A 23482-nucleotide genomic window follows, 5' to 3' on the forward strand; every position below is an offset into this window, starting at 1 on the left:
AGGTCAACGCCAGAAATGCATCAGTACCGCCAACAAGGCGATCAAACCGATGATCATTGCGAAGGCGTAGTGATAGAGGAAACCGGATTGCGTGCGACGCAGCAGATTTGCAGCCAGGTCGATCAGTCGGGCAGAACCATTGACGACGACACCGTCGACCACATGGGTATCGATGGCACGTGACGCCTTGCCAAGGACCACGCCGCCACCGGCGAAGCCATTGATCCAGAGCTTGTCGAAGCCGTACTTGTTTTCCAGCAGCCACACCACCGGCGCGAACGCCTTGCGCGACTTGGTGGCCAGTTCCGGCTTCCACAGATAGAACAGCGCAGCCAGCAGCAGGCCGGCGACCGTCAGGAAGAACGGTGCCGCCATCATGCCATGCAGCGCGAAGGCGACCGGGCCATGGAACTCTTCGGCCAGTGCGCCGACGGTGTCACGCGCCGGATCGTAGAAATCGACGATGCCGGTGAAGAACGACACTGCCTGCCCCTTGAGCGCATGCGCGGCGTGGTGGCCCTGCCAGTCGGTGCCGAACAGCATCGGACCGATGGTGAAGAAACCGATCGCCACCGACGGGATCGCCAGCAGGATCAACGGCAGCGTCACCACCCACTTGGATTCGTGCGGCTCGTGGGCACTATGGTGGCCATGACCGTGGTCGTCGTGGCCGTGCGTATCGTGTGCATGCACGTCGTGCGCATGACTGTCGTGCGCGTGGACCTGCGCCTCGGCATCGGTGTGCGCACTGTCGTGGTGTGCATGCGCATCGTGCGCATGGGCATCGCGGAAGCGTTCCTTGCCGTGGAAGGTCAGGAACAGCAGGCGGAAGCTGTAGAAGCTGGTCACCAGCACGCCGCCGAGCACTGCCCAATAGCCATAGGTCGCGATCCAGCTATGCGACTCGTGGGCATGGTGTGCGGCTGCCTCGATGATGGTGTCCTTGGAGTAGAAGCCGGAGAAGAACGGCGTGCCGACCAGTGCCAAGGTACCGATCACGCTGGTCCAGTAGGTCACCTTCATATACTTGCGCAGGCCGCCCATCTTGCGCATGTCCTGCTCGTGGTGCATGCCGATGATGACCGAACCGGCCGCCAGGAACAGCAGCGCCTTGAAGAAGGCATGCGTCATCAGGTGGAACACGGCGGCCGAATACGCCGACACGCCCAGCGCCACGGTCATGTAGCCCAGCTGCGACAGCGTGGAATACGCAACCACGCGTTTGATGTCGTTCTGCACGATGCCGATCAGGCCGGTGAAGAAGGCCGTGGTCGCACCGATGAACAGGATGAAGTTCAACGCGGTTTCCGACAGCTCGAACAGCGGCGACATGCGCGCGACCATGAAGATGCCGGCGGTCACCATCGTCGCGGCATGGATCAGTGCCGAAATCGGGGTCGGGCCTTCCATCGAGTCCGGCAGCCACACGTGCAACGGCACCTGCGCCGACTTGCCCATCGCGCCGATGAACAGGCAGATGCAGATCAGCGTCATCACGCTCCACTCATACCCCGCGAACAGCTGCACCTTGGCACCGGCCATGGTGGTCGCGTTGGCGAACACGGTTGAGTAATCCAGCGAGCCGAACCACAGCAGCACACCGGCGATGCCGAGAATGAAGCCGAAGTCGCCGACGCGATTGACCAGGAACGCCTTCATGTTGGCGAACACGGCGGTCGGGCGCTTGAACCAGAAACCGATCAACAGGTAGGACACCAGACCCACCGCTTCCCAGCCGAAGAACAGCTGCAGGAAGTTGTTGCTCATCACCAGCGTGAGCATGGAGAAGGTGAACAACGAGATGTAGCTGAAGAAACGCTGGTAGCCCGGGTCTTCTTCCATGTAGCCGATGGTGTAGATGTGCACCAGCAGCGACACGAAGGTCACCACCACCATCATCATCGCGGTCAGGCGATCGACCATGAAGCCGACATGCGCCGAGTAGTTACCGACATCGAAGAAGGTGTACAGGTTCTGGTTGAACGGGCTGGCGCCCTGCTCCACCAGTTGATACAGCGTCAGGCACGACAGCACGCAGCTGACCGCCACACCCAGGATGGTGACGTATTGCGCGCCCTTGCGCCCTACCTGGCGACCGAACAGGCCGGCGATGATGCTGCCGACCAGCGGTGCAAGCACCACCGCGATCAACAGACTCTTGGAGAGAGTGATTTCCATCTACAGGTCAGCCCTTCAACGTATCGACTTCGGCCACATTGATCGTGCGGCGCGTGCGGAACAGAGTCACCAGGATCGCAAGGCCGATCGCAGCCTCCGCGGCGGCAACGGTCAGGATGAAGAACACGAACAGCTGACCGGCGGGGTCGCCAAGCTCGCGCGAGAACGCAATGAAGTTGACGTTGACCGACAGCAGCATCAGCTCGATCGACATCAGCAGCACGATGACGTTCTTGCGGTTGAGGAAGATGCCGGCCAGGGAGATGCAGAACAGCACCGCGCCCAGTCCCAGCAGGTGGCCCAAGGTAATCAAGACTTCGCCTCCTGTCCGTCGGTCGCATCCAGCTTCGGCGCGACCTGTACCGGCTTTTCAACCGCCATTTTGACCATGCGCAGACGATCGCCCGCCTTCACCCGCGACTGCTCGCCCGCATTCTGGTGCTTGATGCCGGTGCGCTTGCGCAGGGTCAGCATCACCGCGGCCACCACGGCCACGGTCAGGATCACCGCGGCGAACTCGAACGGCAGCAGGAACTGGGTGTAGAGGGTCTTGGCCAGCCAGGTCAGGTTCGACACGTCGGCGGCCTGCGCAGCGGCGTTATCGGCCGGGAACGGTGCGGCACTGCGCGCCTTGACCCCGATCAGGGTGACCATCTGCGCCAGCATGGCAACCGCCACGATGACACCGACCGGCATGTACTTGACCCACCCTTCGCGCAGGCGGCTGGTGTCGATGTCCAGCATCATCACCACGAACAGGAACAGCACCATCACCGCGCCGACGTAGACCAGCACCAGCGTCACGCCGAGGAACTCGGCGCCGACCAGCAACCAGATGCATGCCATCGAGAAGAAGGTGAGGATCAGGCACAACACGGCGTACACCGGGTTGCGCACGCTGATCACCGCACCGGCGGACACGACCGCGACGGCGGAGAAGGCGTAAAAAGCAATAGTGACCCAGTCCATCATGACCTCAACGGAAGGCGGCATCGGCAGCGCGACGCTCGGCGATCTCGGTTTCAAACCGGTCTCCGATCGCCAGCAGCTGCGGCTTGTTGACAATGTTCTCGCCACGCTTCTCGAAGTGGTACTCGAGGATGTGCGTCTCGACGATCGAGTCCACCGGGCAGCTTTCTTCGCAGAAGCCGCAGAAGATGCACTTGAACAGATCGATGTCGTAGCGCGTGGTGCGGCGCGAGCCGTCCCCGCGCTTGGCCGAGTCGATGGTGATCGCCAGCGCTGGGCACACCGCTTCGCACAGCTTGCAGGCGATGCAGCGCTCTTCGCCGTTGGGATAGCGACGCAATGCGTGCAGGCCACGGAAACGCGGCGACTGCGGGAACTTCTCCATCGGGTACAGCACGGTGTACTTGGGCTTGAACGTGTATTTCAACGTCAGCCACAGGCCGCCTAGCAGTTCGAGCAGAAGCAGGCTCTTGAAGTAATGGGTGATCTTGTTCATCAATTACACGCCCTTCTGGATCACGCCGTAAAACACCATCAACGCCGTCACTGCGATCCACACGATCGTGAGCGGAATGAACACCTTCCAGCCCAGACGCATGATCTGGTCATAGCGGTAGCGCGGGAAGCTGGCACGGAACCAGATGTAGGCGCTGGCGAAGAAGAACACCTTCATCAGCAGCCACGGCCAACCGCCCTTCCACAACCAGTCGATCCACGGCGAGATATCCGCATTGACCCAACCCTGGATCGGGCTCAACCAGCCGCCGAGGAAGAAGATCGAGATCAGGAAGCTGACCAGGATCATGTTGGCGTATTCGGCCAGGAAGAACAGCGCGAACGCACCGCCCGAGTACTCCACCATGTGGCCGGCGACGATTTCCGATTCGCCTTCCACCACGTCGAACGGCGCGCGGTTGGTTTCGGCGACGCCGGACACCCAGTACACGATGAACAACGGGAACAACGGAATCAGGAACCAGTCGAAGAAGCCCGAGCTGCCCGCCTGCGCGAACACGATCTGGCTCAGGTTGACGCTGCCGGAAGCAATCATCACGCCGACCAGCGCAAAGCCCATCGCGATTTCGTAGCTGACCACCTGGGCGGCCGAGCGCATCGCACCCAGGAACGCGTACTTGGAGTTGGACGCCCAGCCGGCCAGGATGATGCCGTACACGCCCAGCGAGGTCATCGCCAGCAGATACAGCAAACCGACGTTGGCGTTGGACAGCACCAGCTGCGCGTCGAACGGCACCACCGACCAGGCCGCGAAGGCCGGCGCCAGGGTCAGCAGCGGCGCGATGATGAACATCGCCTTGTGCGAGCTGCTCGGTTGCACGATCTCCTTGAACAGGAGTTTGAACACGTCGGCGAAGGCCTGGAAGATACCCATGCCCACGTACATCGGCCCGTGACGCACGTGCATCCAGCCGATCAGCTTGCGCTCCCAGACCACGTAGAAGGCCACCGACACGATCACCGGCACGGTGATCAGCAGGATCTTCAGCACGGTCCACAGCACCACGCCGCCATCGCCCAGACCGACAAACCACTGGTGCAGGGGATCGACCAGGTTCAACAGCAATTCGTTCATGCAGCCACCACCGTTACACGACCGGCACCGAGCGGCGCGGTTGCGCCATGGCCGGATTCGATCCACACCGTGCCCGGTGCGACGCGCTTGTCTAGCACCACCGGCAACGTCGCCTTACCGGCGTCGGTACCGACCTTGACCATCTGACCAGCGCCGACCTGCAACTGCGCAGCCTGCTCCGGATGCATCGCCACACACGGCGCGATGTTGAGCGGATGCGATTGCAGCGCGGCGGCGCGACGCACCACTGCATCGGTGCGATAGATCGCAGCGGTGGCGGCAACTTCCAGCCCGTCGCTGGCCGCAGCCGGCTGCGCCGAGGCGACAGGGCTGACGGAACGGTTCTGCATGCCGGCACGCAGGCCGACCAGATCGATGAATTCGAAACCGGCCAGACCCAGCTCGCCACCGAGCGCACGCAGTACGCGCCAGCCTTCGCGGGCTTCGACCGGCAGACGACCGGCGGCACGTGCGGTCTGCACGCGGCCATCCAGATTGGTCAGCGATGCGTCGATTTCCGGCAGCGCACCGATCGGCAGGATCACATCGGCCACGTCGCGCGTCGAGGCGCAGGCGAACTGGCTGAACGCGACCACCTTGGCACCCGCCAAGGCGCTGCGTGCGGCCGCGGCATCGGCGAAATCCAGACCCGGCTCGATGCCATACAGCACGTAGGCCTGGCGCGGCTGCGCCAGCATGCCGGCGACATCGCGTGCGGTCGGCAGCACACCCTGCGACACCAGACCGACCGCGTTCGCACCCTGCGGGATGCGGCACAGCGAGGCGCCGGTTGCAGCGGCGAAGTCGCGTGCAGCGGCACGCAATGCGGCAGCCTGCGGGTGGTTTTCAGCCAGTGCGCCGACCACGATCACGGCGCGTGTGGCGCCTTTGACCGCATCGCGCAACGCCGCATCGTCCAGGGCACCGGCCAGCTGCGACGGCGCAACGACCGTGCGGCTTGCCTGGGTGAAGGCAAAATCGAAATCGACCGGGTTGACCGAATGGATCTGCGTCCCGTTCTGGATGCTGGCCTTGCGCAGGCGTGCATGCAGCAACGGCAGCTCGTGACGTACGTTGGTGCCGAACAGCACCACTACATCGGCGCGCTCGATCTCGGCCAGCGGCGTGGCGAACGCTTCGGCCACCGCGGCATCGGAGAAATCACGGTTGAGCAGGCGGTGATCCAGATTGCCGCTGTTCAGGCCTTCGGCCAGACGTGCGAGCAAGGCGCCCTCTTCGTTGGAGGTGGACGGATGCACCAGCACACCGAGCTGATCGCCGGCGTTGTCACGCAGGATCTGCGTCGCGGCGGCCAGACCTTCGGCCCAGCTCACCTCGGTCCACTGTCCGTTGACCTTCTTCAGCGGCTTGACCGCACGGTCTTCGGCATACAGGCCTTGATGCGAATAACGATCGCGATCGGACAGCCAGCACTCGTTGACCGCCTCGTTCTCGCGCGGCACGGTGCGCAGCACTTCGCCGCGACGCACGTGCAGGAACAGATTCGAGCCCATCGCATCGTGGTAGCCGAGCGACTCGCGCGCCATCAGCTCCCACGGACGCGCACGGAACTGGAACACCTTGTTGGTCAGCGCGCCGACCGGGCAGACGTCGATGACGTTGCCGGAGATTTCGGTGGTCAGCGGCTTGCCGTCGTAGGTGCCGATCTGCAGGTTCTCGCCGCGATACATGCCACCCAGCTCGTAGGTGCCGGCAATGTCTGCGGTGAAACGCACGCAACGGGTGCACTGGATGCAGCGGGTCATTTCGGTGGCGACCAGCGGACCGATGTCCTCGTCCGGCACCACGCGCTTGCGTTCGTTGAAGCGGCTGACCGAACGGCCATAACCGAGCGACACGTCCTGCAGTTCGCACTCGCCGCCCTGATCGCAGATCGGGCAGTCCAGCGGATGGTTGATCAGCAGGAATTCCATCACGCTGCGCTGGTATTTCAGCGCCTTTTCGCTACGCGTGGTGACCTTCATGCCGTCCATCACCGGCGTGGCGCAGGCGGGCGACGGCTTCGGGGATTTCTCGACGTCCACCAGGCACATGCGGCAGTTGGCCGCGATCGGCAGCTTCTCGTGGTAGCAGAAGCGCGGGATCGGGATGCCGGCCTTGTCGGCCGCCTGGATGATCATCGAACCCTTCGGCACCACCAGGGACTGCCCGTCGATCTCGACGGTGACATGGTCCGGTGGCACGTTGGGGTTCACTGGTTGGGCGCTCATGCGGCCACTCCGACGTGCGTGTCGACGATCGAACGACCGTTGACGATGTAGTACTCGAACTCGTCCCAGAACTGGCGCAGGAAGCCTTGGATCGGCCACGCCGCCGCCTCGCCGAAGGCGCAGATGGTGTGTCCTTCGATCTGGCCGGCAACGGTGCGCAGCTGATGCAGGTCTTCCATCGTGGCCTTGCCGGCAACGATGCGCTCCAGCACGCGGTGCATCCAGCCGGTGCCCTCGCGGCACGGGGTGCACTGGCCGCAGGATTCCTTGTGGAAGAACTGCGAGATGCGGCAGGCGAAGCGCACGCAGCACACGCTGTCATCCAGCACCACGATCGCACCCGACCCCAGGCCGGTGCCGAGCGCACGCAAGGTGTCGTAGTCCATCTGCAGCCCGGCGACCTGGTCGGCCTTCAGCACCGGCATCGACACGCCGCCAGGCACCACGCCCTTGAGCTTGCGGCCCGGACGCAGGCCACCGGCCATTTCCAGCAGTTCGTCGAAGGTGGTGCCGAGCGGCACTTCGAAATTGCCGCCCTTCTGCACGCAGCCGGACACCGAGAAGATCTTCGGGCCGCCGTTCTTGGTCTTGCTCAGCCCCAGGAACCACTCTGGGCCGTTGCGAATGATCGCCGGCACCGACGCATAGGTCTCGGTGTTGTTGATGGTGGTCGGCTTGCCATACAGGCCGAAGTTGGCCGGGAACGGCGGCTTGTAGCGCGGCTGGCCCTTCTTGCCTTCCAGCGATTCCATCAGCGCGGTTTCTTCGCCGCAGATGTAGGCACCGGCACCCAGCGCACCGTAGATATCGATATCCACGCCGCTGCCGAGGATGTTCTTGCCCAGCCAGCCGTTGGCATAGGCATCGGCCAGCGCCAGCTCGAAGTTCTCGAACGGCTCGTGGTGGAACTCGCCACGCAGATAGTTGTAGCCCACGGTCGAGCCGGTGGCGTAGCAGGCGATCGCCATGCCCTCCACCACCGAGTGTGGGTTGTAACGCAGGATGTCGCGGTCCTTGCAGGTGCCCGGCTCGGATTCGTCCGAATTGCACAGGATGTACTTCTGCATCGTGCCCTTGGGCATGAACGACCACTTCAGGCCAGTCGGGAAGCCTGCGCCGCCACGGCCGCGCAGGTTGGACGCCTTGACCATCTCGATGACGTCGGCCGGCGCGATCTTCTCTTCGAGGATCTTGCGCAGCGCGGCGTAGCCACCGGTTTTCAGATAGCTCTCGTACGACCACGGGGTGTCGTAGTGCAGCGTCGTGTAGACGACCTGATGCGGCAACGGCGCCGGACCGACCGGGCCTGAGGGTGCGTGATGATGTGCCATGTCTTACTCCAGCCCGTCCAGCAGCGCGTCGACCTTCTCTTTCGTCAGGTGCTCGTGGTAATGGCCGTTGATGACCATCATCGGCGCTGCAGAGCAGGCCGCCAGGCACTCTTCTTCGCGCTTGAGGTAGACGCGGCCATCGGCTGTCGACTGCCCCAGCTTGCAACCCAGTTTCTTTTCCGCGTGCGCCAGCAGATCTTCGGCGCCGTTGAGCCAGCAGCTGATGTTGGTGCAGAACGCCACGTTGTGGCGGCCGACCTTCTCGGTCTCGAACATCGAGTAGAAGCTGGCGACCTCGTAGGCCCACACCGGCGGCAGGTCCAGATACTTGGCCACGCCGACAATCAGCTCGTCGGTCAGCCAGCCCTGGTTCTGCTCCTGCGCAGCGTGCAGGCCCTGCAGCATGGCCGAACGCTTGCGATCGGGCGGGAACTTGCTCAACCAGTGATCGATGTGCGCGCGCGTCTTGTCGCTCAGCACCACCTGCGGATCGACGTCGCGCGCCGCTTCGAAATTACCCGTCGCCTTCATCGGTCAACCTCACCGAAAACCAAATCGTAAGTACCGATCATCGCCACGACGTCGGCCAGCAGATAGCCACGCACCACTGCGTCCATCGACGACAGATGCGCAAAGCCCGGCGCGCGCAGATGCACGCGGAACGGCTTGTTGGCGCCATCGGACATCAGGTAGCAGCCGAACTCGCCCTTGGGCGCTTCGACCGCGCAATAGGTTTCGCCGGCCGGCACGCAGTAGCCTTCACTGAACAGCTTGAAGTGATGGATCAGCGCTTCCATGTCGTCCTTCATGCCTTCGCGGCTTGGCGGAGCGACCTTGAAATTGGTGACCATGACCGGGCCGGGGTTGGCCTTCAGCCACTTCACGCATTGCTTGATGATGCGGTTGGACTCGCGCATCTCGGCCACGCGCACCAGATAACGGTCGTAGCAATCGCCATTGGTGCCGACCGGTACATCGAACTCCACCGCGTCGTACTTGGCGTACGGCTGCTTCTTGCGCAGGTCCCACTCGATGCCCGAGCCACGCAGCATCGGGCCGGTCATGCCCCAGGCACGCGCCAGATCCGGGCTGATGATGCCGACGTCGACGGTACGCTGCTTCCAGATACGGTTATCGGTCAGCAGCGTCTCGTACTCGTCCACACGCGACGGGAACGTATTGGTGAAATCCTCGAGGAAGTCCAGCATCGAGCCTTCGCGCGCTGCATTGAGCTTCTTCAGTGCCCCACCCTTGTGCCAGCGGGATTCCTTGTACTTGGGCATGCGATCGGGCAGATCGCGATACACGCCGCCGGGACGGTAGTAGGCAGCGTGCATGCGCGCACCACTGACCGCCTCGTAGACGTCCATCAATTCTTCGCGCTCGCGGAACGCGTACAGCATCACCGCCATCGCGCCCAGGTCGAGCGCGTTGGAACCGACCCACATCAGGTGGTTCTTGATGCGGGTGATCTCGTCGAACATGGTGCGGATGTAATGCGCACGCTCGGGCACTTCGATGCCCATCAGGGACTCGATCGCGCGCACGTAAGCGTGCTCGTTGCACATCATCGACACGTAATCCAGGCGGTCCATGTACGGAACCGACTGGTTGAACGGCTTGGATTCGGCCAGCTTCTCGGTGCCACGGTGCAGCAGGCCGATATGCGGATCGGCACGCACCACGGTCTCGCCGTCCATTTCCAGGATCAGGCGCAGCACGCCGTGCGCCGCAGGATGCTGCGGGCCGAAGTTCATCGTGTAATTGCGGATTTCCTGCTTGCTTTCGACAGGATTGCTCGCGAAGGCATCGGTTGCCTGGCGGAACTCACTCACTTGGCGGTCTCCGACTTGCCCACTTCACCAGCGGCAGTCTCATAACGGGCATCGTCGCGGATCACGCGCGGCACACCGACGCGCGGCTCGACCGAGGTCACCGGCTCGTACACGACACGCTTGCGCTCATCGTCGTAACGCACTTCGACGTTGCCGATCAGCGGGAAATCCTTGCGGAACGGATGGCCGACAAATCCGTAGTCGGTCAGGATGCGGCGCAGGTCCGGATGGCCATCGAAGACGATGCCGAACAGGTCGAAGGCTTCGCGTTCGAACCAGTTCACGCCGGGCCAGATATCGGTCAACGAGGCCACCATCGGTACCTGCTCGTCCGGTGCGTAGCAACGCACGCGCAGACGCTGGTTGTGCTGGTAGGAGATCAGCTGTGCGACCACCGCAAAACGCTGCTTGGGCATGTGCTGCGGATGGGCGCCGTCGGAGCTTTCCTGGCTGGGAAATTCGCCCCAGGCGAAACGACCGACGGCCTTGCCCTCGACGCCGCGGCTGAAGCCCTGCGACGACACGTCGGCGGTATCCCACTCGTCGCTGCCGTAGCCCAGGTAATCGACGCCGCACAGGTCGCTGAGCTGTTCGAAACCGAGCTCGTCGCGCAGGGCCAGACAGGTGGCGTGCCAATCGGCCGCAGCGACTTCCAGCGTCACTTCGCCGCGCGGCAATGCCACGGCGATCTGCGCACCGGCGAAACGTGCCGCAAGTCGGTCAGTGAAGGAAGATGCTTGCTCTGCCATGGGGGCTTGGCTGCTCTCAGTAGAAGAAGACGGGTGTCAGCGCGCGATGGTCTGGGTACGCCAGATCTTCTTCTGCAGCTGCAGGATGCCGTATACCAGCGCCTCGGCGGTCGGCGGGCAACCGGGGACGTAGATGTCCACCGGCACGATGCGATCGCAACCGCGCACCACCGAATACGAATAGTGATAGTAGCCGCCGCCATTGGCGCAGCTGCCCATCGAGATGACCCACTTCGGGTCCGGCATCTGGTCGTAGACCTTGCGCAGCGCCGGGGCCATCTTGTTGACCAGCGTGCCGGCCACGATCATCACGTCGGACTGGCGCGGCGACGGGCGGAACACCACGCCGTAGCGGTCCAGATCCAGACGCGCGGCACCGGCATGCATCATCTCGACCGCGCAGCAGGCCAGGCCGAAGGTCATCGGCCACATCGAGCCGGTGCGCGCCCAGTTCAGCAGCGCATCGACGCTGGTGGTCACATAGCCCTTCTCGAGCAGCGGGTTTTCGCCTTCCGGGCGCAGGATGTCTTCCACCCGGCCTTCCGGCATCGGGTTGGTCATCAGACGATCCAGGGTCTGAATCACTCCCATTCCAGCGCTCCCTTCTTCCACACGTAGATAAAGCCGAGGAACAACATGCCGACGAACAGGCCCATGGTGACCAGCGAACGTGCGCCGATCTCCATGAACACCTGTGTCCACGGCACGATGAAGATGATTTCCAGATCGAACACGATGAACTGGATCGCGATCAGGTAGTAGCGCACGTCGAACTTCATGCGCGCGTCTTCGAAGGCTTCGAAGCCACACTCGTAAGGCGAGAGCTTGCGCGGGTCCGGACTACGCGGACCGAGGAATCGACCGACCAGCATCAGCACGATGCCGATACCGGTGGCGACGATCAGAAACAGCAGACTCGGCAAATATTCGGCCAGCACAGCGATTCTCTCTTGCCTCTGCCCGCACGCGCCGCGTGCCGGCATGGGGTATAGGCAGACCCCGCGCGCGACCAGCGATGCGCAGGAACTGCAGCCAAACAATGGTGCCCAAGAGGGGACTCGAACCCCTACGACCTAAGTCGCTACCACCTCAAGGTAGTGCGTCTACCAATTCCGCCACCTGGGCATACGTTGCGCCGCTGGGCATCCCAGTGCGCAGCGTATTGTAACCGGCTTCAGCGTTTTTGTGCTGGTTCTGAAGCGTTTTCTTCGCGTGCCGCGGGCACCTGCTGTGCCGGTGCGGACTGCGCCGGCGTTGCAGCCGGAGTTGCGGCAGGCACTGGCTGCGAAGGAGCGGTCGGGACTGCGCCGGCGGCCGGCGCCTGCGGCAACGGCTGAGTCAGCTCGCCCGCAGCAGCGGGCGCCGGGGTGGCCGACTGCGACATCACGCCCAGGTTCTGGTCGGTCGGACGTGCGCCGTGGGTGGCGTACCACGCCATGAACAGGCTGATGCTGAAGAACACCACCGCCAGCCACTTGGTCGACTTGGACAGGAAGTTCGACGCGCCCTGCGAGCCGAACACGGTGCCCGACGCGCCGGCGCCGAAGCCGGAACCGGCTGCCGCACCCGCACCACGCTGCATCAGGATCAGCGCAATCATCGCCAGCGCGACCAGCACGTAGACCACATTGAGGATCAACATCAGCATTTCGAAATCCGTCCCCGGACAAAACTTAATGGGTTAACAAGCGGCCGCCGCACGCGCGATGGCCAGGAAATCCTCGGCGACCAGCGAGGCGCCTCCGACCAGCCCGCCATCGACGTCGGGCTGGGCAAACAGCTCGCTGGCGTTATCGGGCTTGACACTGCCCCCGTACAGGATGGGCAGAGAATCGGCGATTCTAGCATCCGCCTTCGCGACTTCGCCACGCAGGAAGGCGTGCACCGCCTGCGCCTGCTCCGGGCTGGCGGTGCGGCCGGTGCCAATGGCCCAGATCGGCTCGTAGGCGAGCACGGCGCGGGCAAAGCCCGCGCTGCCCACCAGCGCCAGCACCGGCGCGAGCTGGGCGCGCAGCACCGCCTCGGTCTGGTCGGCCTCGCGCTGTTCCAGCGACTCGCCCACGCACAGCACCGGAATCAGCCCGGCATGCATGGCGGCGGCGAATTTATGCGCCACCAGCTCGCTGCTCTCACGATGGTACTGGCGCCGTTCGGAGTGGCCGACCAGCCCGTACTCGGCACCGACATCGACCAGCATCGTGGCCGAGACTTCCCCGGTATAGGCGCCCTTCTCGTTACTGCTGACGTCCTGGGCACCGAAACACAGATGGTGTTCCTCGAAATCCTCGATCAGGTCGCCCAGGTAAGGCAGTGGCGGCAGGATGACGACATCGACACCCTCCAGGGGCATGTGCGCGGCGATCTGGGCCACCAGTTCGGTGGCGAAGGCGCGGCTGCCATGCAGCTTCCAATTTCCGGCAACGATCTTTCGACGCATCAGGCGCAGGTTCCTGAGTGGAAGACAGGCGACAGAATAGCCCATGCCCTGTCGGCAGCCGGCACACTTCTGTCCATTGCCTGTCCTCCCCCTCCTCCAGCAGGAACCTGCCATGTCCGTTTCGCCTGTCTTCGCGCTGGTCACCGGCGCCTCCAGCGGCATCGGCCGCGAGATTGCGCGTGCCTACGCAAGGCGTGGCGTGCCGCTGATCCTGACCGCGCGCCGGGTCGACCGGCTGCAGGCGCTGGCCGAGGAGTTGCGGCCCTTGGTGCGGGTGGAAGTGGTGCCGGCCGATCTGGGCGATCCCGCCGCGGTCGAAGCATTGGTTGCGCAGATCCAGCGCAATGGCTGGACGGTGGGCACCCTGGTCAACAACGCCGGCTACGGCGTGCCGGGCCGCTATCTGCACAACGACTGGGCCACGCATGCACGCTTTCTGCAGGTGATGGTGGGCGCGGTGTGCGAACTGACCTGGCGGCTCTTGCCGATGATTCGCGCCAGCGGCCAGGGCCGGATCCTCAATGTGGCCTCGTTCGCCGCACTGACGCCGAGTGCCGACGGGCAGACGCTGTACGCAGCCAGCAAGAGCTTCCTGCTGCGCTTCAGCGAATCGCTGGCACTGGAGAACGCCGACTGCGCGGTCAAGGTTTGCGCGCTGTGTCCCGGCTTTGCCTGGTCGGAGTTTCACGATGTCACCGGCACCCGCGCGGCGATGTCCACCCTGCCCCGCTGGGCGTGGCTGCAGGCCGACGACGTGGCCGAGTACGGCATTGCCGCGCTGGAACGCGGCCAGGTGCTGGCCGTACCGGGCTGGCGCTATCGCCTGGTCAATGCGGCCTTGCGCGTGATGCCGCATGCGCTCGCACTGCGCCTGATGGCGCGCGGATCGCAGCGGGTGCGTCCGTTGCAGTGAGAGGCGGCGGCGCATCGGCTGCCTGCAGCGTCTTGCCTGCGCAGCCACACACCCGTGACTGCGCGGCGTTTGCAGCAGCCAGCTTGTCCGTTGCCATGGTCACCACCGGTACCGGCCGCAGCCTCGCCCCTGTCTGCAGCGCAGGGCGACTGGCAATACGTCGCGAGCGCACCCTGGATGCCTTGAACGGCCCCGCCCACAGCCGCAGTCCGTGGCTGGAAACATGGTGTTACGAGCAGCGACCACGCGCGCCCATCGCTGCGCGCGGCAGCGATGCGACACCCTCAGTGATTGACGATTTCGCCATGCATGGCCGCCAGCCGCGCCAGCAGACGGTTCTGCGTGCGGCGCGGAATCTTGCGCTGATCCATCGCCCAGTTCAGATCCTCCACCAGCGCATTGAAATCGCCTTCGCGAATGGCCAGGTGCGCATGCGCCTGCTGCATCGACTTGGCGGTATCCGGGCACGGGCCGTCGGCGACATGGCAGAACTTCTGCACCAGGCGCTCGTTGAGCATCACGATGTTGACGCGCGCGAACTTGTCGACGATGCGTTGGTCGTCGGCGATGCGCGACAGCATGGTTTCCACCAGCGCTTCGATTCCGGCCTGCCCGCCGAGTTCGTCGTAGAGCGTGGGGCGCGGTTGCGTGGTAGTGCAGGCACTCATCAGCGCCAGCATGCACAGCAAGGGCCAGCGCAGCCATCGATTCATCAGAACGCCACCTGCAGGGAAAGATAGGGACCGCGCTGGTCGGTGAGCGTGGCGATGTCGCCAAGCTCGGCCCAGGCCGCGGTCAGGGACACATGCTTGCTGGGAAACCAGGCCACGAATGCATCCGCCCAGGCCTGCTCGCGGGCGAAGCCGAGGTTGTCGGGCTTGTCGCGATATTCCACGCCGACCACCCACGCCGGCGACAGCACGACGGCGGCGCTGGCTTCGCCGACCAGCCGATAGGCGTTGCGGCGATCGCCGCCGAAACCGAGCAAGCCGGTCTGATTGGCGCGGGTCGCGCGCAGCGTACCGTTGAGCAGCAGTTGATAGCCGCCCGCGGCCTGCAGGAACAAGCGGCTGGCACTGACATACACATCGGTGCCGTGATCGTCGCGCGCGCCGATCGCCAGCGGCAGCGTGCCATCGCGCAGGCGTTTGTACTGCATGCCCACGCTGACCTGCGGCGCATGTCCGTAGACCAGATCGCCGTAGACCCGCAGCTTGGCGCCGAACACGTCCTGGCCAAGCGCATTCCATGGCAGGCCCAGCCGATCCTGCAGGGTGCCCAGATCCAGCCGTTGCCGCGCCAGCGAAAGTTCCAGCCGGTTGCCGACCGTCAGCGCGGCACCTTGCACGTCGAGCCGGTAATCGCCGCTGTCCACATGCGTGGCGAACAACACGCTGCCCAGTTCGTCGCGGGTGCCGTAGCCCGACAGCGTGGCCCACGGCACGATGCCGCCACCGCTGCTGCCTTCGATCATCGACACGCCACCGGTGGCGAGCAGGCGCCCGTCGCCGGCGATCGCCGACGCGGGCGCGCTGGTCAGCCCGGCCAGTGCCACAGACAGCAGCGCGCCCCGCCATTTGCTCATCGATGCACTCCTGCCTGCGCCGCCGGCGCCAGATCGAGTTGCCGCATGCACCAGGCGACCAGCGGCACTTCTTCCAGTGGCGGCGAATACAGATAGCCCTGCACCATGTCGCAGCCATAACCGCGCAGCAGCCCCAGCGCGGTGGCGTTCTCCACGCCTTCGGCGATCACGCTCAAGCCCAGGTTGTGCCCGAGATCGATCGTGCTGCGCACGATGAACGCATCGTCGGTGCCCTCGGCCAGTTGCATGACGAAGCTCTTGTCGATCTTCAATTCATTCACCGGCATGCGCTTGAGTTGCGCCAACGAGGAATAGCCGGTGCCGAAGTCGTCGATGGACAGACGCACGCCGACGCTGCGCAGCTGGTGCAGCATGTGCAGCGCCGATTCGACATCGCGCATCAGCGCGCTTTCGGTCAGTTCCAGCGTCACCGACTGCGCCGGCACCGCGTGATGCTCCAGACGGCCACGCACGTAATCGGGCAAGCCGGGGTCGGACAGATCCAGTGCGGAGAGATTGATCGCCATTCCCAGTTCCAGCCCCTGCCTGCGCCAGTGCGCCTGGCAGCGCAGCGCCTCGTCCAGCACGAAGCGGGTCAAGGGATGGATCACGCCGGAGTGCTCGGCCAGCGGAATGAATTCGTCCGGGCCGATCGCCCCGAGCACCGGATGCTGCCAGCGCACCAGCACCTCGACCTGTTCGACGCGATCGTTGCGCAGGCAGATCTTGGGCTGGAAGCGCAAGGTCAGTTCGTTGCCGCCGATGGCCTGACGCAGATCGCCGGTCAGGCGCAGCCGGCGCAGATGCTGCTCGTCCTGGCCCAGGCGATACACGCTGGCGCCGACGGTGGTGACGTTGCCGCCCTGGCGCCGTGCGATGTCCGCGCGCCGCAACAAGGTGTCCGGATCGGCGCCGTGTTCGGGAATCAGGGCGATGCCGATGCTGGCTTCCAGCTGGATGCGCGCCTGCGGCAGCGCCAGCGGACGGCGCAACTGCAGCAGCAAGCGCTGTGCATCCTGCTGCACGGTGGTGACGTCGGTCTGCGCCACCACCACCATGAATTCGTCGCTGCCCAGCCGCCCGACGAGATTGGGTTCCTGCACCACGTCGGCAAGGCGGCGGCCTGCTTCGACCAGGACCTGGTCGGCAAAATCGTGGCCCAGGCTGTCGTTGAGTTCCTTGAAGCGTTCCAGATCCAGGATCAGCACTGCGGCCGTGCCGCCGGAGGCCACGGTCTGCTCCACCACGTCCTTCAGCCGCTCCAGCAACCAGATGCGATTGGGCAGACCGGTCAGGGCATCGTGGCGCGCCTGATGCAGGATGTGCTGCTCGCGACTGGCGATCTGCTGCTGCATGCGCCCGAAGCTGTCGGCCAACTCGGCCAGTTCGCGCCCGGAGGGCACCTCGACCGCGGTGTGGTAGTCGCCGCGCTGGATGCGCCGCGCTGCCTGCACCAGCTGCGCGACCGGCCTGCTGACGCTGCGCGCCAGGAAGATCGCCACACCCAGCGCCGCAGCCGTGGCCAGGCCCGCCAGCAGCAGGATGCGCAACTTGAGCACGCGGTACGGCGCCACCGCGCGATCCAGCGAGGCCTGCAGCGCGACCCGCACATGACTGTCGCCCTGGATCGACTGCAGTTTGACCAGGTAACGCGACTCGGCCAGCGTCAACGCGACCGCCGCGCCCTGTGCGCGTTCGGCGGTCGGCAACTGCTGCGCGAACTCGGCGCGCGCGGCCGGCTCCAGCGTGGACGCCAGTACCCGCACCGGCGGACCATCGGTGAAGAAGGTCGCATCCAGCCCGGTGGTGGAACGGAAATCCTGCGCGAGACCGTCGCCGGATTCGTTGCCGATCGCGATCCAGCCCACCCGGCTCGGTGCCAGTACCTGCACCACCGCCAGCCGCACGATGCGTCGGTCCAGTGCGACCACGCCCACCGCACGCCCATCGCGCTGCGCCTGCTGCAGCAGGGTCTGCACTGCGCGCAGCTGTTCGGTTTGCGGCAGATCGGCAAGCCCGGTCAAAAATTCGCCATCCGGCGCCAGCAGCAGCGCGGTCTGCGCCGACATGCGCGCGGCGTGGTTGCGCAATGCCGATTGCATGGTCGGCACATCGCCGCTGGCCACGGCCGCGCGGAAACCGAAGTCGTCGGCCAGCACCGAGGCCGACTGCAGCAGTTGTTCGTCGCGGCGCAGATTGATGCGTTGCCAGACGCGCTCGCCGATCTGTAGCTCTTCGCCGAGCTGCGCCTTGACGCTGCGCTCGGTGGCGACCTGCACCGCGATGAAAGTCAACGCCTGCGTGGCGAGCACGACCAGCACCAGAAACGCCGCGATGCGGGTATGCAGGCGCATGGCCTTCATGGCTTGGGCTTCTGCGGGTCGGCGCGGCGGAACTTGTCCTGCAGCGCGCGCACGCGCGCATCCGGAGGTGCCACCGCCGGTGCGGCGCCGGTGGTCTGCAAGGTCACGCGCCGTTGCACGGCCTCGCGCGCAAGCGCCACCGGCTCTGCGAGTGCGGCGCCCTTGATGCGCGGATGCCAGACCCGCAAGGTGTAGTTGCCTGCCGGCGCGTCCAGCTGCACGCGACCGTCGCTGCCGGTCTTGCCGAAATACGGCGTGTCCAGCACCACGATATAGCCCAGCATCCAGTCGTGGATATTGCAGCCCACCGTCACCAGACCAGCCTGGTCGAAGCGCACCGGCGCGGCAGTGCTGCCCTGGAACAGCGGCAACTCAAAACGCTTTGCGGCAGAGAACGAATAGACCTGATGGCGAATCTGGTCGTTGTTGGGAAACCGCACCAGGGTACCGGTGCGCACCGCCAGCACCGCAGGTACGAACTGCGAGTTGACCTGGTCCATCTCGACGGTCCTGGGCGCCCCACCGGCGGCCACCGGACGTGCCGGCTCCAGACTCACTACCGCATCGACCAACATGCCGTTGGCATCGACGACGGTCACGCTGAGCGGCGTCGCCCACGCACAGCTTGCGGCGCAGTACGCCAGCAACCCCAAAACCGGGCCGATCCGTTTGAACCACTGCGTCTGCATGCGCCCCCCAAGCCTAGTGCAATCGGCAGCGGGCGCCAGGCGAATCCGACGTCGCGCTAGCGATCAGACTGGGTTATCGGCTGAGGTGAATGCAAGCTTTAACCGGCCGCCAGCAGAATTTTATGAATCAAACTGTGGCGGAGGTCATCGCCGATGCTGCGAGCGCAGCCGCTGGCCGCGCTATCGCGGCTGCGAACGGATTACTTCAGCTTGATCTCACGCAGACGTTCTTCCAGAAAACCGTGCGCGGTAATCGGCTCGAGGTAGCGGCACGGATTGTCGGCGGTGATGCACGAAGGCAGCACGTCGATCAGGAAATCCGGATTGGGGTGCAGGAAGAACGGCACCGAATAGCGCGGCTTGCGCGCCTGTTCGCCCGGCGGATTGACCACGCGATGGATGGTGGACGGATACACGTGGTTGGTCAGGCGCTGCAGCATGTCGCCGATGTTGACCACGATGGTGTCGGCGTCGGCAGTGAACGGCACCCACTCGCCATCGTTTGAGCGCACTTCCAGCCCGGCCGCGCTGGCGCCGACCAGCAGGGTGATGAAATTGATGTCGCCGTGCGCACCGGCGCGCACGTTGGGGATGTCGTCGCTGGTGATCGGCGGGTAGTGGATCGGCCGCAGGATCGAGTTGCCGTTGTTGGTCTTGTCGACAAAGTAGTCCTGCGGCAGGCCGATATGCAGCGCCAATGCCGACAGCACACGCGAGCCCAGCTGGTCCAGCTGCTGGTACAGCCGGTAGCCGCGCTCACGGAAACCAGGCACCTCTTCGGGCCACAGGTTCGGCGCCATCACCGCGCGGTACGGCGAATCGTCCGCGATCTCGCGACCGATATGCCAGAACTCCTTCAGATCGAAATGCTTGGAATCCTTGGCGGTCTCCACGCCGAACGCGGTATAGCCGCGCGCACCGCCGCTGCCTTCCACGTGATAGCGACGCTTGACCTCTTCGGGCAGTGCAAAGAACGCCTTGAACACGTCATACGCCGCGTCGATGTCCGCCTGCGCGATGCCGTGGTTGCGGATGCCGGCAAAGCCCCATTGCCGATAGGCCGCGCCGAGCTCGGCGACGAAGGCGTCGCGGTCGCTGTCGAAACGGGTGATGTCCAGGGTCGGGATGCGGGCGCTCATACGGATATCTGCAGTTGAGGTCGGAAGTCGAAAGGAAGGCCTGCCGCTCAGGACAGCAGGCGATACAACAGGTAGAACGTCGCGGCCTTGGCAAAGACCACGCACACACCAATGATCAGCGACTCACGCCGCGTCACGCACGGCTCCGGAAAGACGGTCGAGCGTGTCCTGCATCAGGCCGGCGTCGTCGGCTTCCACGGTCACGCGCACCACCGGCTCGGTGCCGGACGGACGCAGGAACGCGCGCCCACGGCCCTGCACGGCGGCCTGCGCCTGCTGCAGCGCCTGCTGCACGCCGGCCGCCTCCACGATTGCCTTGGCCGCCCCGCCTCCCAGCCGCACATTGACGGTCTTCTGCGGCACCTTGCTCAGGCTGCCCAGGGCCTCGCGCAGGCTCTGCCCGTCGCGCCCCAGTGCCTCGAGCACCTGCAGCGCACTGACGATGCCATCGCCGGTGGTGGCGCGATCCAGGCACAGCAGGTGGCCGGAGGTTTCGCCGCCCAGCGTGCCGCCGCCCTCGACCAGGGCCTGGTGCACGTAGCGGTCGCCGACCTTGGCGCGCTGGAACGGGATGTTCAATGTGGCCAGCGCCTGTTCCAGACCGTAGTTGGTCATCAAGGTGCCGACCACGGTGCCGGTGAGCCGGCCGCTGGCCTGCCAGGAGCGCGCGAGCACGTAGAGCAGATCGTCGCCATCGACCGGGTTGCCCTGGTCGTCGGCCATCAGCACGCGGTCGCCATCGCCATCGAAGGCGATGCCGAGCTGCGCACCGCTCTCGCGCACCTTGGCGGCGAGGTTGTCGATATGCGTGGAGCCGACACCGGCGTTGATATTGAGCCCGTCCGGTGCGGCACCGATGACGACCACGTCCGCGCCGAGTTCGCGGAACAGCATCGGCGCGATGTGATAGGTCGCGCCATGCGCGCAGTCCAGCACCATCTTCAGGCCGTGCAGGGTGAACCCGCGCGCCACGCTGGCCTTGCAGAATTCGATGTAACGGCCGATCGCATCGCGGGTACGGATCGCCTTGCCCAGGCGCTCCGATTCCACGGTGTGGAACGGCTCGTCCAGCGCGGCCTCGATCGCCGCTTCGGTGGCGTCGTCGAGCTTCTCGCCTTCGGCGGAAAAGAACTTGATGCCGTTGTCGTAGTGCGGGTTGTGCGAGGCGCTGATCACCACGCCGGCGTCGGCGCGCAGGGTGTTGGTCAGGAAGGCGATGGCCGGGGTCGGCATCGGGCCGATCAGCTGCACGTCGGCGCCGGCGGCGACCAGGCCGGCTTCCAACGCGGCTTCGAACATATAGCCGGAAATCCGGGTGTCCTTGCCGATCAGCACCAGCGGGCGCTTGCTGCGGCCCTGGGTGAGCACCCGACCGAGCGCATTGCCCAACCGCAGCACGAAATCGGCCGAGATCACGCCCTGCCCGACCCGACCGCGGATACCGTCGGTTCCAAAATACTTGCGACTGCTCATGCGTTACGGTGTTCCTGCCTACGGGTGGACGCACGCGCAGCGGCGCGTGCGACGGTGTCGCGCATGCGCGCAACCACTGGCCTCATGCGGCCGCGTCCTGCGGATGCGGCTGGCGCATCATCATCGCGGTCAGATCGGCGATGCGGTCGCGCATGTCGCGGCGGTCGCAGATCTGGTCGATGGCACCGTGGTCGAGCAGGAACTCCGAACGCTGGAAGCCTTCCGGCAGGGTCTCGCGCACGGTCTGCTCGATCACGCGCGGGCCGGCGAAGCCGATCAGGGCATGCGGCTCGGCGATATTGATATCGCCCAGCATCGCGAACGAGGCCGACACGCCACCGGTGGTGGGATGGGTCAGCACCGAGATGTACGGCAGACCGGCTTCGCGCAGGCGACCGAGCGCGGCGGAGGTCTTTGCCATCTGCATCAGCGAGAACAGGCCCTCCTGCATGCGCGCCCCGCCGCTGGCGGAAAAGCACACGAACGGGCAGCCGACTTCCAGCGCCACTTCGGCCGCGCGTGCGAAGCGCTCGCCGACCACCGAGCCCATCGAGCCGCCCATGAAGGCGAAGTCGAAGGCGGCGGCGACCAGCGGATTGCCCTTGAGCGTGCCGCGCATGGCGATCAGTGCGTCGTACTCGCCGCTGCTCTTCTGGCTGGCCTTGATGCGCTCGCCGTAGCGCTTCTGGTCCTTGAACTTGAGCACGTCGACCGGGCCCAGCTGGGCGGCGATCTCGGTGGTTGCGGTGTCGGGATCGAACAGCGAGTTCAGGCGCGCGCGCGCGCGGATCGCCATATGGTGGTCGCACTTGGGACACACCTCGAGGTTTTCCTCGAGCTCGGGGCCGTACAGCGCGCTGCCGCAGTTGCTGCACTTCTCCCACAGGCCCTCGGGGACGCTGCGCTTCTTGGCCGGGGTGTTCTCGGTGCGGATGCCGGAGGGCATCAATTTGCTGAGCCAGCTCATGCGTGTATGACAATCCATGCAGGGCGGCCATGTGGGCCGCAGAGGGGCGACAGTCTAACGCGCCGCGGGAAAGCCGAGGTAGCGCGGAGGCTAAATGCGGGGCCTGCATGGCCCGGCCAGCGCCTGCCGCGCCGGCGCTTGAAGGCAGGCGCGCCAGATGGCGCGCAGGCCGCGCCGTCTCCCCCGGAGCAGAGAGCGGCGTTGGCTTCAGGCCTGGTCGAGCGCCTGGCGCAGTGGGGCCAGGAAGGCTTCGGCGCGTTCGCGGGCGCTGCGGACGTCGGTGGCTTCGGCCAGCGCAGCGACCAGGGCGCTACCAACCACCACCCCTTCGGCGTCGACGGCCATCGCGGCGGCGCTGGCGGCGTCCTTGATGCCGAAGCCGGCCACCACCGGAGCGCCGGCACGCCGGCGCAGCTGGCGCAGGCGGTCGCTGGCGGCATGGGTGTCGAGCAGATTCGAGGCGCCGGTGACGCCGGCGAAGCTGACGTAATACAGATACCCCTGGGCACTGCTGCACAGCATGTCCAGGCGCTGCTCGCTGGTGGTCGGCGAGGCCAGCGCGATCAGGGCCAGGCCGACCTCGGTGAAGATGGTGCGGGTCTCGGCCGCTTCTTCGGGTGGCAGATCGACCAGGAGCAGGCCATCCACACCGGCAGCGACGGCGGCTTCGGCGAAGCGCCGGGTGCCGTGGATCTCGATCGGGTTGAGGTAGCCCATCAACACCACCGGCGTGGCGGCGTCTTCGCGGCGGAATTCGTGCACCGCCTCCAGCACGTAGGCCAAGCCGGCACCACGGCCCAGCGCACGCTCGGAGCTGCGCTGGATGGTGGGGCCGTCGGCCATCGGGTCGGAGAACGGCACGCCCAGCTCGATGACGTCGGCACCGGCACGTACCAGCGCGTGCATGACCGGTACGGTGGCTTCCAGCGACGGGTCGCCGGCGGTGATGAAGGGGATGAGCGCCTTGCGGCCATCGGCGCGCAGGCGCTGGAAGGTTTCGTCGATACGACGCATTGAAAGACCTTGCAAGAA

At 65.3% G+C, this 23482-nt stretch carries 23 protein-coding genes and 1 tRNA gene; 1 reads left to right on the forward strand and 23 read right to left on the reverse strand.

Annotation, left to right across the window (positions count from 1 at the left end; genetic code table 11):
- Positions 1-3: 3 nt before the first annotated feature.
- The 15 genes from nuoL to tpiA all read right to left on the reverse strand — a co-directional run bounded on the left by nuoL (position 4) and on the right by tpiA (position 13321).
- Positions 4-2178 (reverse strand): NADH-quinone oxidoreductase subunit L, encoded by a 2175-nt coding sequence (nuoL, locus tag AC1PLS_RS13130; RefSeq protein WP_481103766.1) that lies wholly within the window; start codon positions 2176-2178, stop codon positions 4-6.
- 7 nt (positions 2179-2185) lie between these two features.
- Complete coding sequence (gene nuoK / locus AC1PLS_RS13135; RefSeq protein ID WP_006450557.1) at positions 2186-2491, reverse strand: NADH-quinone oxidoreductase subunit NuoK; 306 nt, start codon at positions 2489-2491, stop codon at positions 2186-2188.
- Entirely contained in the window at positions 2488-3150 is a 663-nt protein-coding gene (locus tag AC1PLS_RS13140; protein ID WP_180968694.1) for an NADH-quinone oxidoreductase subunit J, read from the reverse strand. The genes nuoK and AC1PLS_RS13140 overlap by 4 nt, the downstream gene beginning before the upstream one ends.
- Before the next feature lie 4 nt (positions 3151-3154).
- Entirely contained in the window at positions 3155-3643 is a 489-nt protein-coding gene (gene nuoI, locus AC1PLS_RS13145; RefSeq protein ID WP_184378626.1) for an NADH-quinone oxidoreductase subunit NuoI, read from the reverse strand.
- Between the two features lie 3 nt (positions 3644-3646).
- Entirely contained in the window at positions 3647-4738 is a 1092-nt protein-coding gene (nuoH, locus tag AC1PLS_RS13150) for an NADH-quinone oxidoreductase subunit NuoH (RefSeq protein ID WP_039522183.1), read from the reverse strand.
- Positions 4735-6969 carry an NADH-quinone oxidoreductase subunit NuoG gene (gene nuoG / locus AC1PLS_RS13155; protein WP_184431580.1) on the reverse strand — a complete coding sequence of 745 codons (2235 nt, stop codon included), beginning with the start codon at positions 6967-6969 and terminating at the stop codon, positions 4735-4737. The genes nuoH and nuoG overlap by 4 nt, the downstream gene beginning before the upstream one ends.
- Positions 6966-8300, reverse strand: a complete 1335-nt coding sequence (gene nuoF, locus AC1PLS_RS13160; RefSeq protein ID WP_024937978.1) for an NADH-quinone oxidoreductase subunit NuoF — start codon at positions 8298-8300, stop codon at positions 6966-6968. Before nuoF ends, nuoG begins: the two co-directional genes overlap by 4 nt.
- Before the next feature lie 3 nt (positions 8301-8303).
- The gene (gene nuoE / locus AC1PLS_RS13165; protein ID WP_184431582.1) at positions 8304-8831 is read right to left on the reverse strand and encodes an NADH-quinone oxidoreductase subunit NuoE; all 528 of its coding nucleotides are present in this window, start codon (positions 8829-8831) and stop codon (positions 8304-8306) included.
- The gene (locus AC1PLS_RS13170) at positions 8828-10135 is read right to left on the reverse strand and encodes an NADH-quinone oxidoreductase subunit D (RefSeq protein WP_016902995.1); all 1308 of its coding nucleotides are present in this window, start codon (positions 10133-10135) and stop codon (positions 8828-8830) included. Before AC1PLS_RS13170 ends, nuoE begins: the two co-directional genes overlap by 4 nt.
- Complete coding sequence (locus AC1PLS_RS13175) at positions 10132-10884, reverse strand: NADH-quinone oxidoreductase subunit C (RefSeq protein ID WP_016902994.1); 753 nt, start codon at positions 10882-10884, stop codon at positions 10132-10134. The genes AC1PLS_RS13170 and AC1PLS_RS13175 overlap by 4 nt, the downstream gene beginning before the upstream one ends.
- Positions 10885-10920: 36 nt before the next feature.
- On the reverse strand, positions 10921-11475 hold the full coding sequence (locus AC1PLS_RS13180; protein ID WP_016944318.1) for a NuoB/complex I 20 kDa subunit family protein: 555 nt from the start codon (positions 11473-11475) through the stop codon (positions 10921-10923).
- Positions 11466-11822 carry an NADH-quinone oxidoreductase subunit A gene (locus AC1PLS_RS13185; protein ID WP_003485539.1) on the reverse strand — a complete coding sequence of 119 codons (357 nt, stop codon included), beginning with the start codon at positions 11820-11822 and terminating at the stop codon, positions 11466-11468. The genes AC1PLS_RS13180 and AC1PLS_RS13185 overlap by 10 nt, the downstream gene beginning before the upstream one ends.
- A gap of 102 nt (positions 11823-11924) precedes the next feature.
- Positions 11925-12009 (reverse strand) — tRNA-Leu (locus tag AC1PLS_RS13190).
- Positions 12010-12058: 49 nt separating this feature from the next.
- On the reverse strand, positions 12059-12532 hold the full coding sequence (secG, locus tag AC1PLS_RS13195) for a preprotein translocase subunit SecG (protein WP_024937981.1): 474 nt from the start codon (positions 12530-12532) through the stop codon (positions 12059-12061).
- A gap of 33 nt (positions 12533-12565) precedes the next feature.
- Complete coding sequence (tpiA, locus tag AC1PLS_RS13200) at positions 12566-13321, reverse strand: triose-phosphate isomerase (protein ID WP_024937982.1); 756 nt, start codon at positions 13319-13321, stop codon at positions 12566-12568.
- Positions 13322-13433: 112 nt separating this feature from the next.
- Here tpiA and AC1PLS_RS13205 point away from each other — a divergent pair, with 112 nt between their 5' ends.
- Positions 13434-14234 (forward strand): SDR family NAD(P)-dependent oxidoreductase, encoded by an 801-nt coding sequence (locus AC1PLS_RS13205; protein ID WP_016902990.1) that lies wholly within the window; start codon positions 13434-13436, stop codon positions 14232-14234.
- Between the two features lie 284 nt (positions 14235-14518).
- On the opposite strand, the gene AC1PLS_RS13210 is transcribed toward AC1PLS_RS13205, so the two are convergent.
- The 8 genes from AC1PLS_RS13210 to trpA all read right to left on the reverse strand — a co-directional run bounded on the left by AC1PLS_RS13210 (position 14519) and on the right by trpA (position 23464).
- Complete coding sequence (locus AC1PLS_RS13210) at positions 14519-14947, reverse strand: group I truncated hemoglobin (RefSeq protein WP_054592528.1); 429 nt, start codon at positions 14945-14947, stop codon at positions 14519-14521.
- Positions 14947-15819: a DUF3034 family protein gene (locus AC1PLS_RS13215; protein WP_184378632.1), complete on the reverse strand. Its 873-nt coding sequence runs from the start codon at positions 15817-15819 to the stop codon at positions 14947-14949. Before AC1PLS_RS13215 ends, AC1PLS_RS13210 begins: the two co-directional genes overlap by 1 nt.
- Positions 15816-18182 carry a putative bifunctional diguanylate cyclase/phosphodiesterase gene (locus AC1PLS_RS13220; RefSeq protein ID WP_126967753.1) on the reverse strand — a complete coding sequence of 789 codons (2367 nt, stop codon included), beginning with the start codon at positions 18180-18182 and terminating at the stop codon, positions 15816-15818. The genes AC1PLS_RS13215 and AC1PLS_RS13220 overlap by 4 nt, the downstream gene beginning before the upstream one ends.
- Positions 18179-18871: a methylamine utilization protein gene (locus AC1PLS_RS13225; RefSeq protein WP_024937987.1), complete on the reverse strand. Its 693-nt coding sequence runs from the start codon at positions 18869-18871 to the stop codon at positions 18179-18181. Before AC1PLS_RS13225 ends, AC1PLS_RS13220 begins: the two co-directional genes overlap by 4 nt.
- 200 nt (positions 18872-19071) lie before the next feature.
- Entirely contained in the window at positions 19072-20010 is a 939-nt protein-coding gene (locus AC1PLS_RS13230; protein ID WP_184378634.1) for an isopenicillin N synthase family dioxygenase, read from the reverse strand.
- A gap of 123 nt (positions 20011-20133) precedes the next feature.
- Positions 20134-21483, reverse strand: coding sequence for a phosphoglucosamine mutase (gene glmM / locus AC1PLS_RS13235; RefSeq protein ID WP_184378636.1), 1350 nt, complete (start codon positions 21481-21483; stop codon positions 20134-20136).
- An 82-nt stretch (positions 21484-21565) separates the two neighbouring features.
- Positions 21566-22450 (reverse strand): acetyl-CoA carboxylase, carboxyltransferase subunit beta, encoded by an 885-nt coding sequence (gene accD, locus AC1PLS_RS13240; protein WP_046343350.1) that lies wholly within the window; start codon positions 22448-22450, stop codon positions 21566-21568.
- A 207-nt stretch (positions 22451-22657) separates the two neighbouring features.
- A complete protein-coding gene (gene trpA, locus AC1PLS_RS13245; protein ID WP_046343351.1) occupies positions 22658-23464 on the reverse strand; it encodes a tryptophan synthase subunit alpha in 807 nt (268 codons plus the stop codon).
- Positions 23465-23482 lie beyond the last annotated feature (18 nt).

This window comes from Xanthomonas sp. NCPPB 3218 (assembly GCF_056725185.1).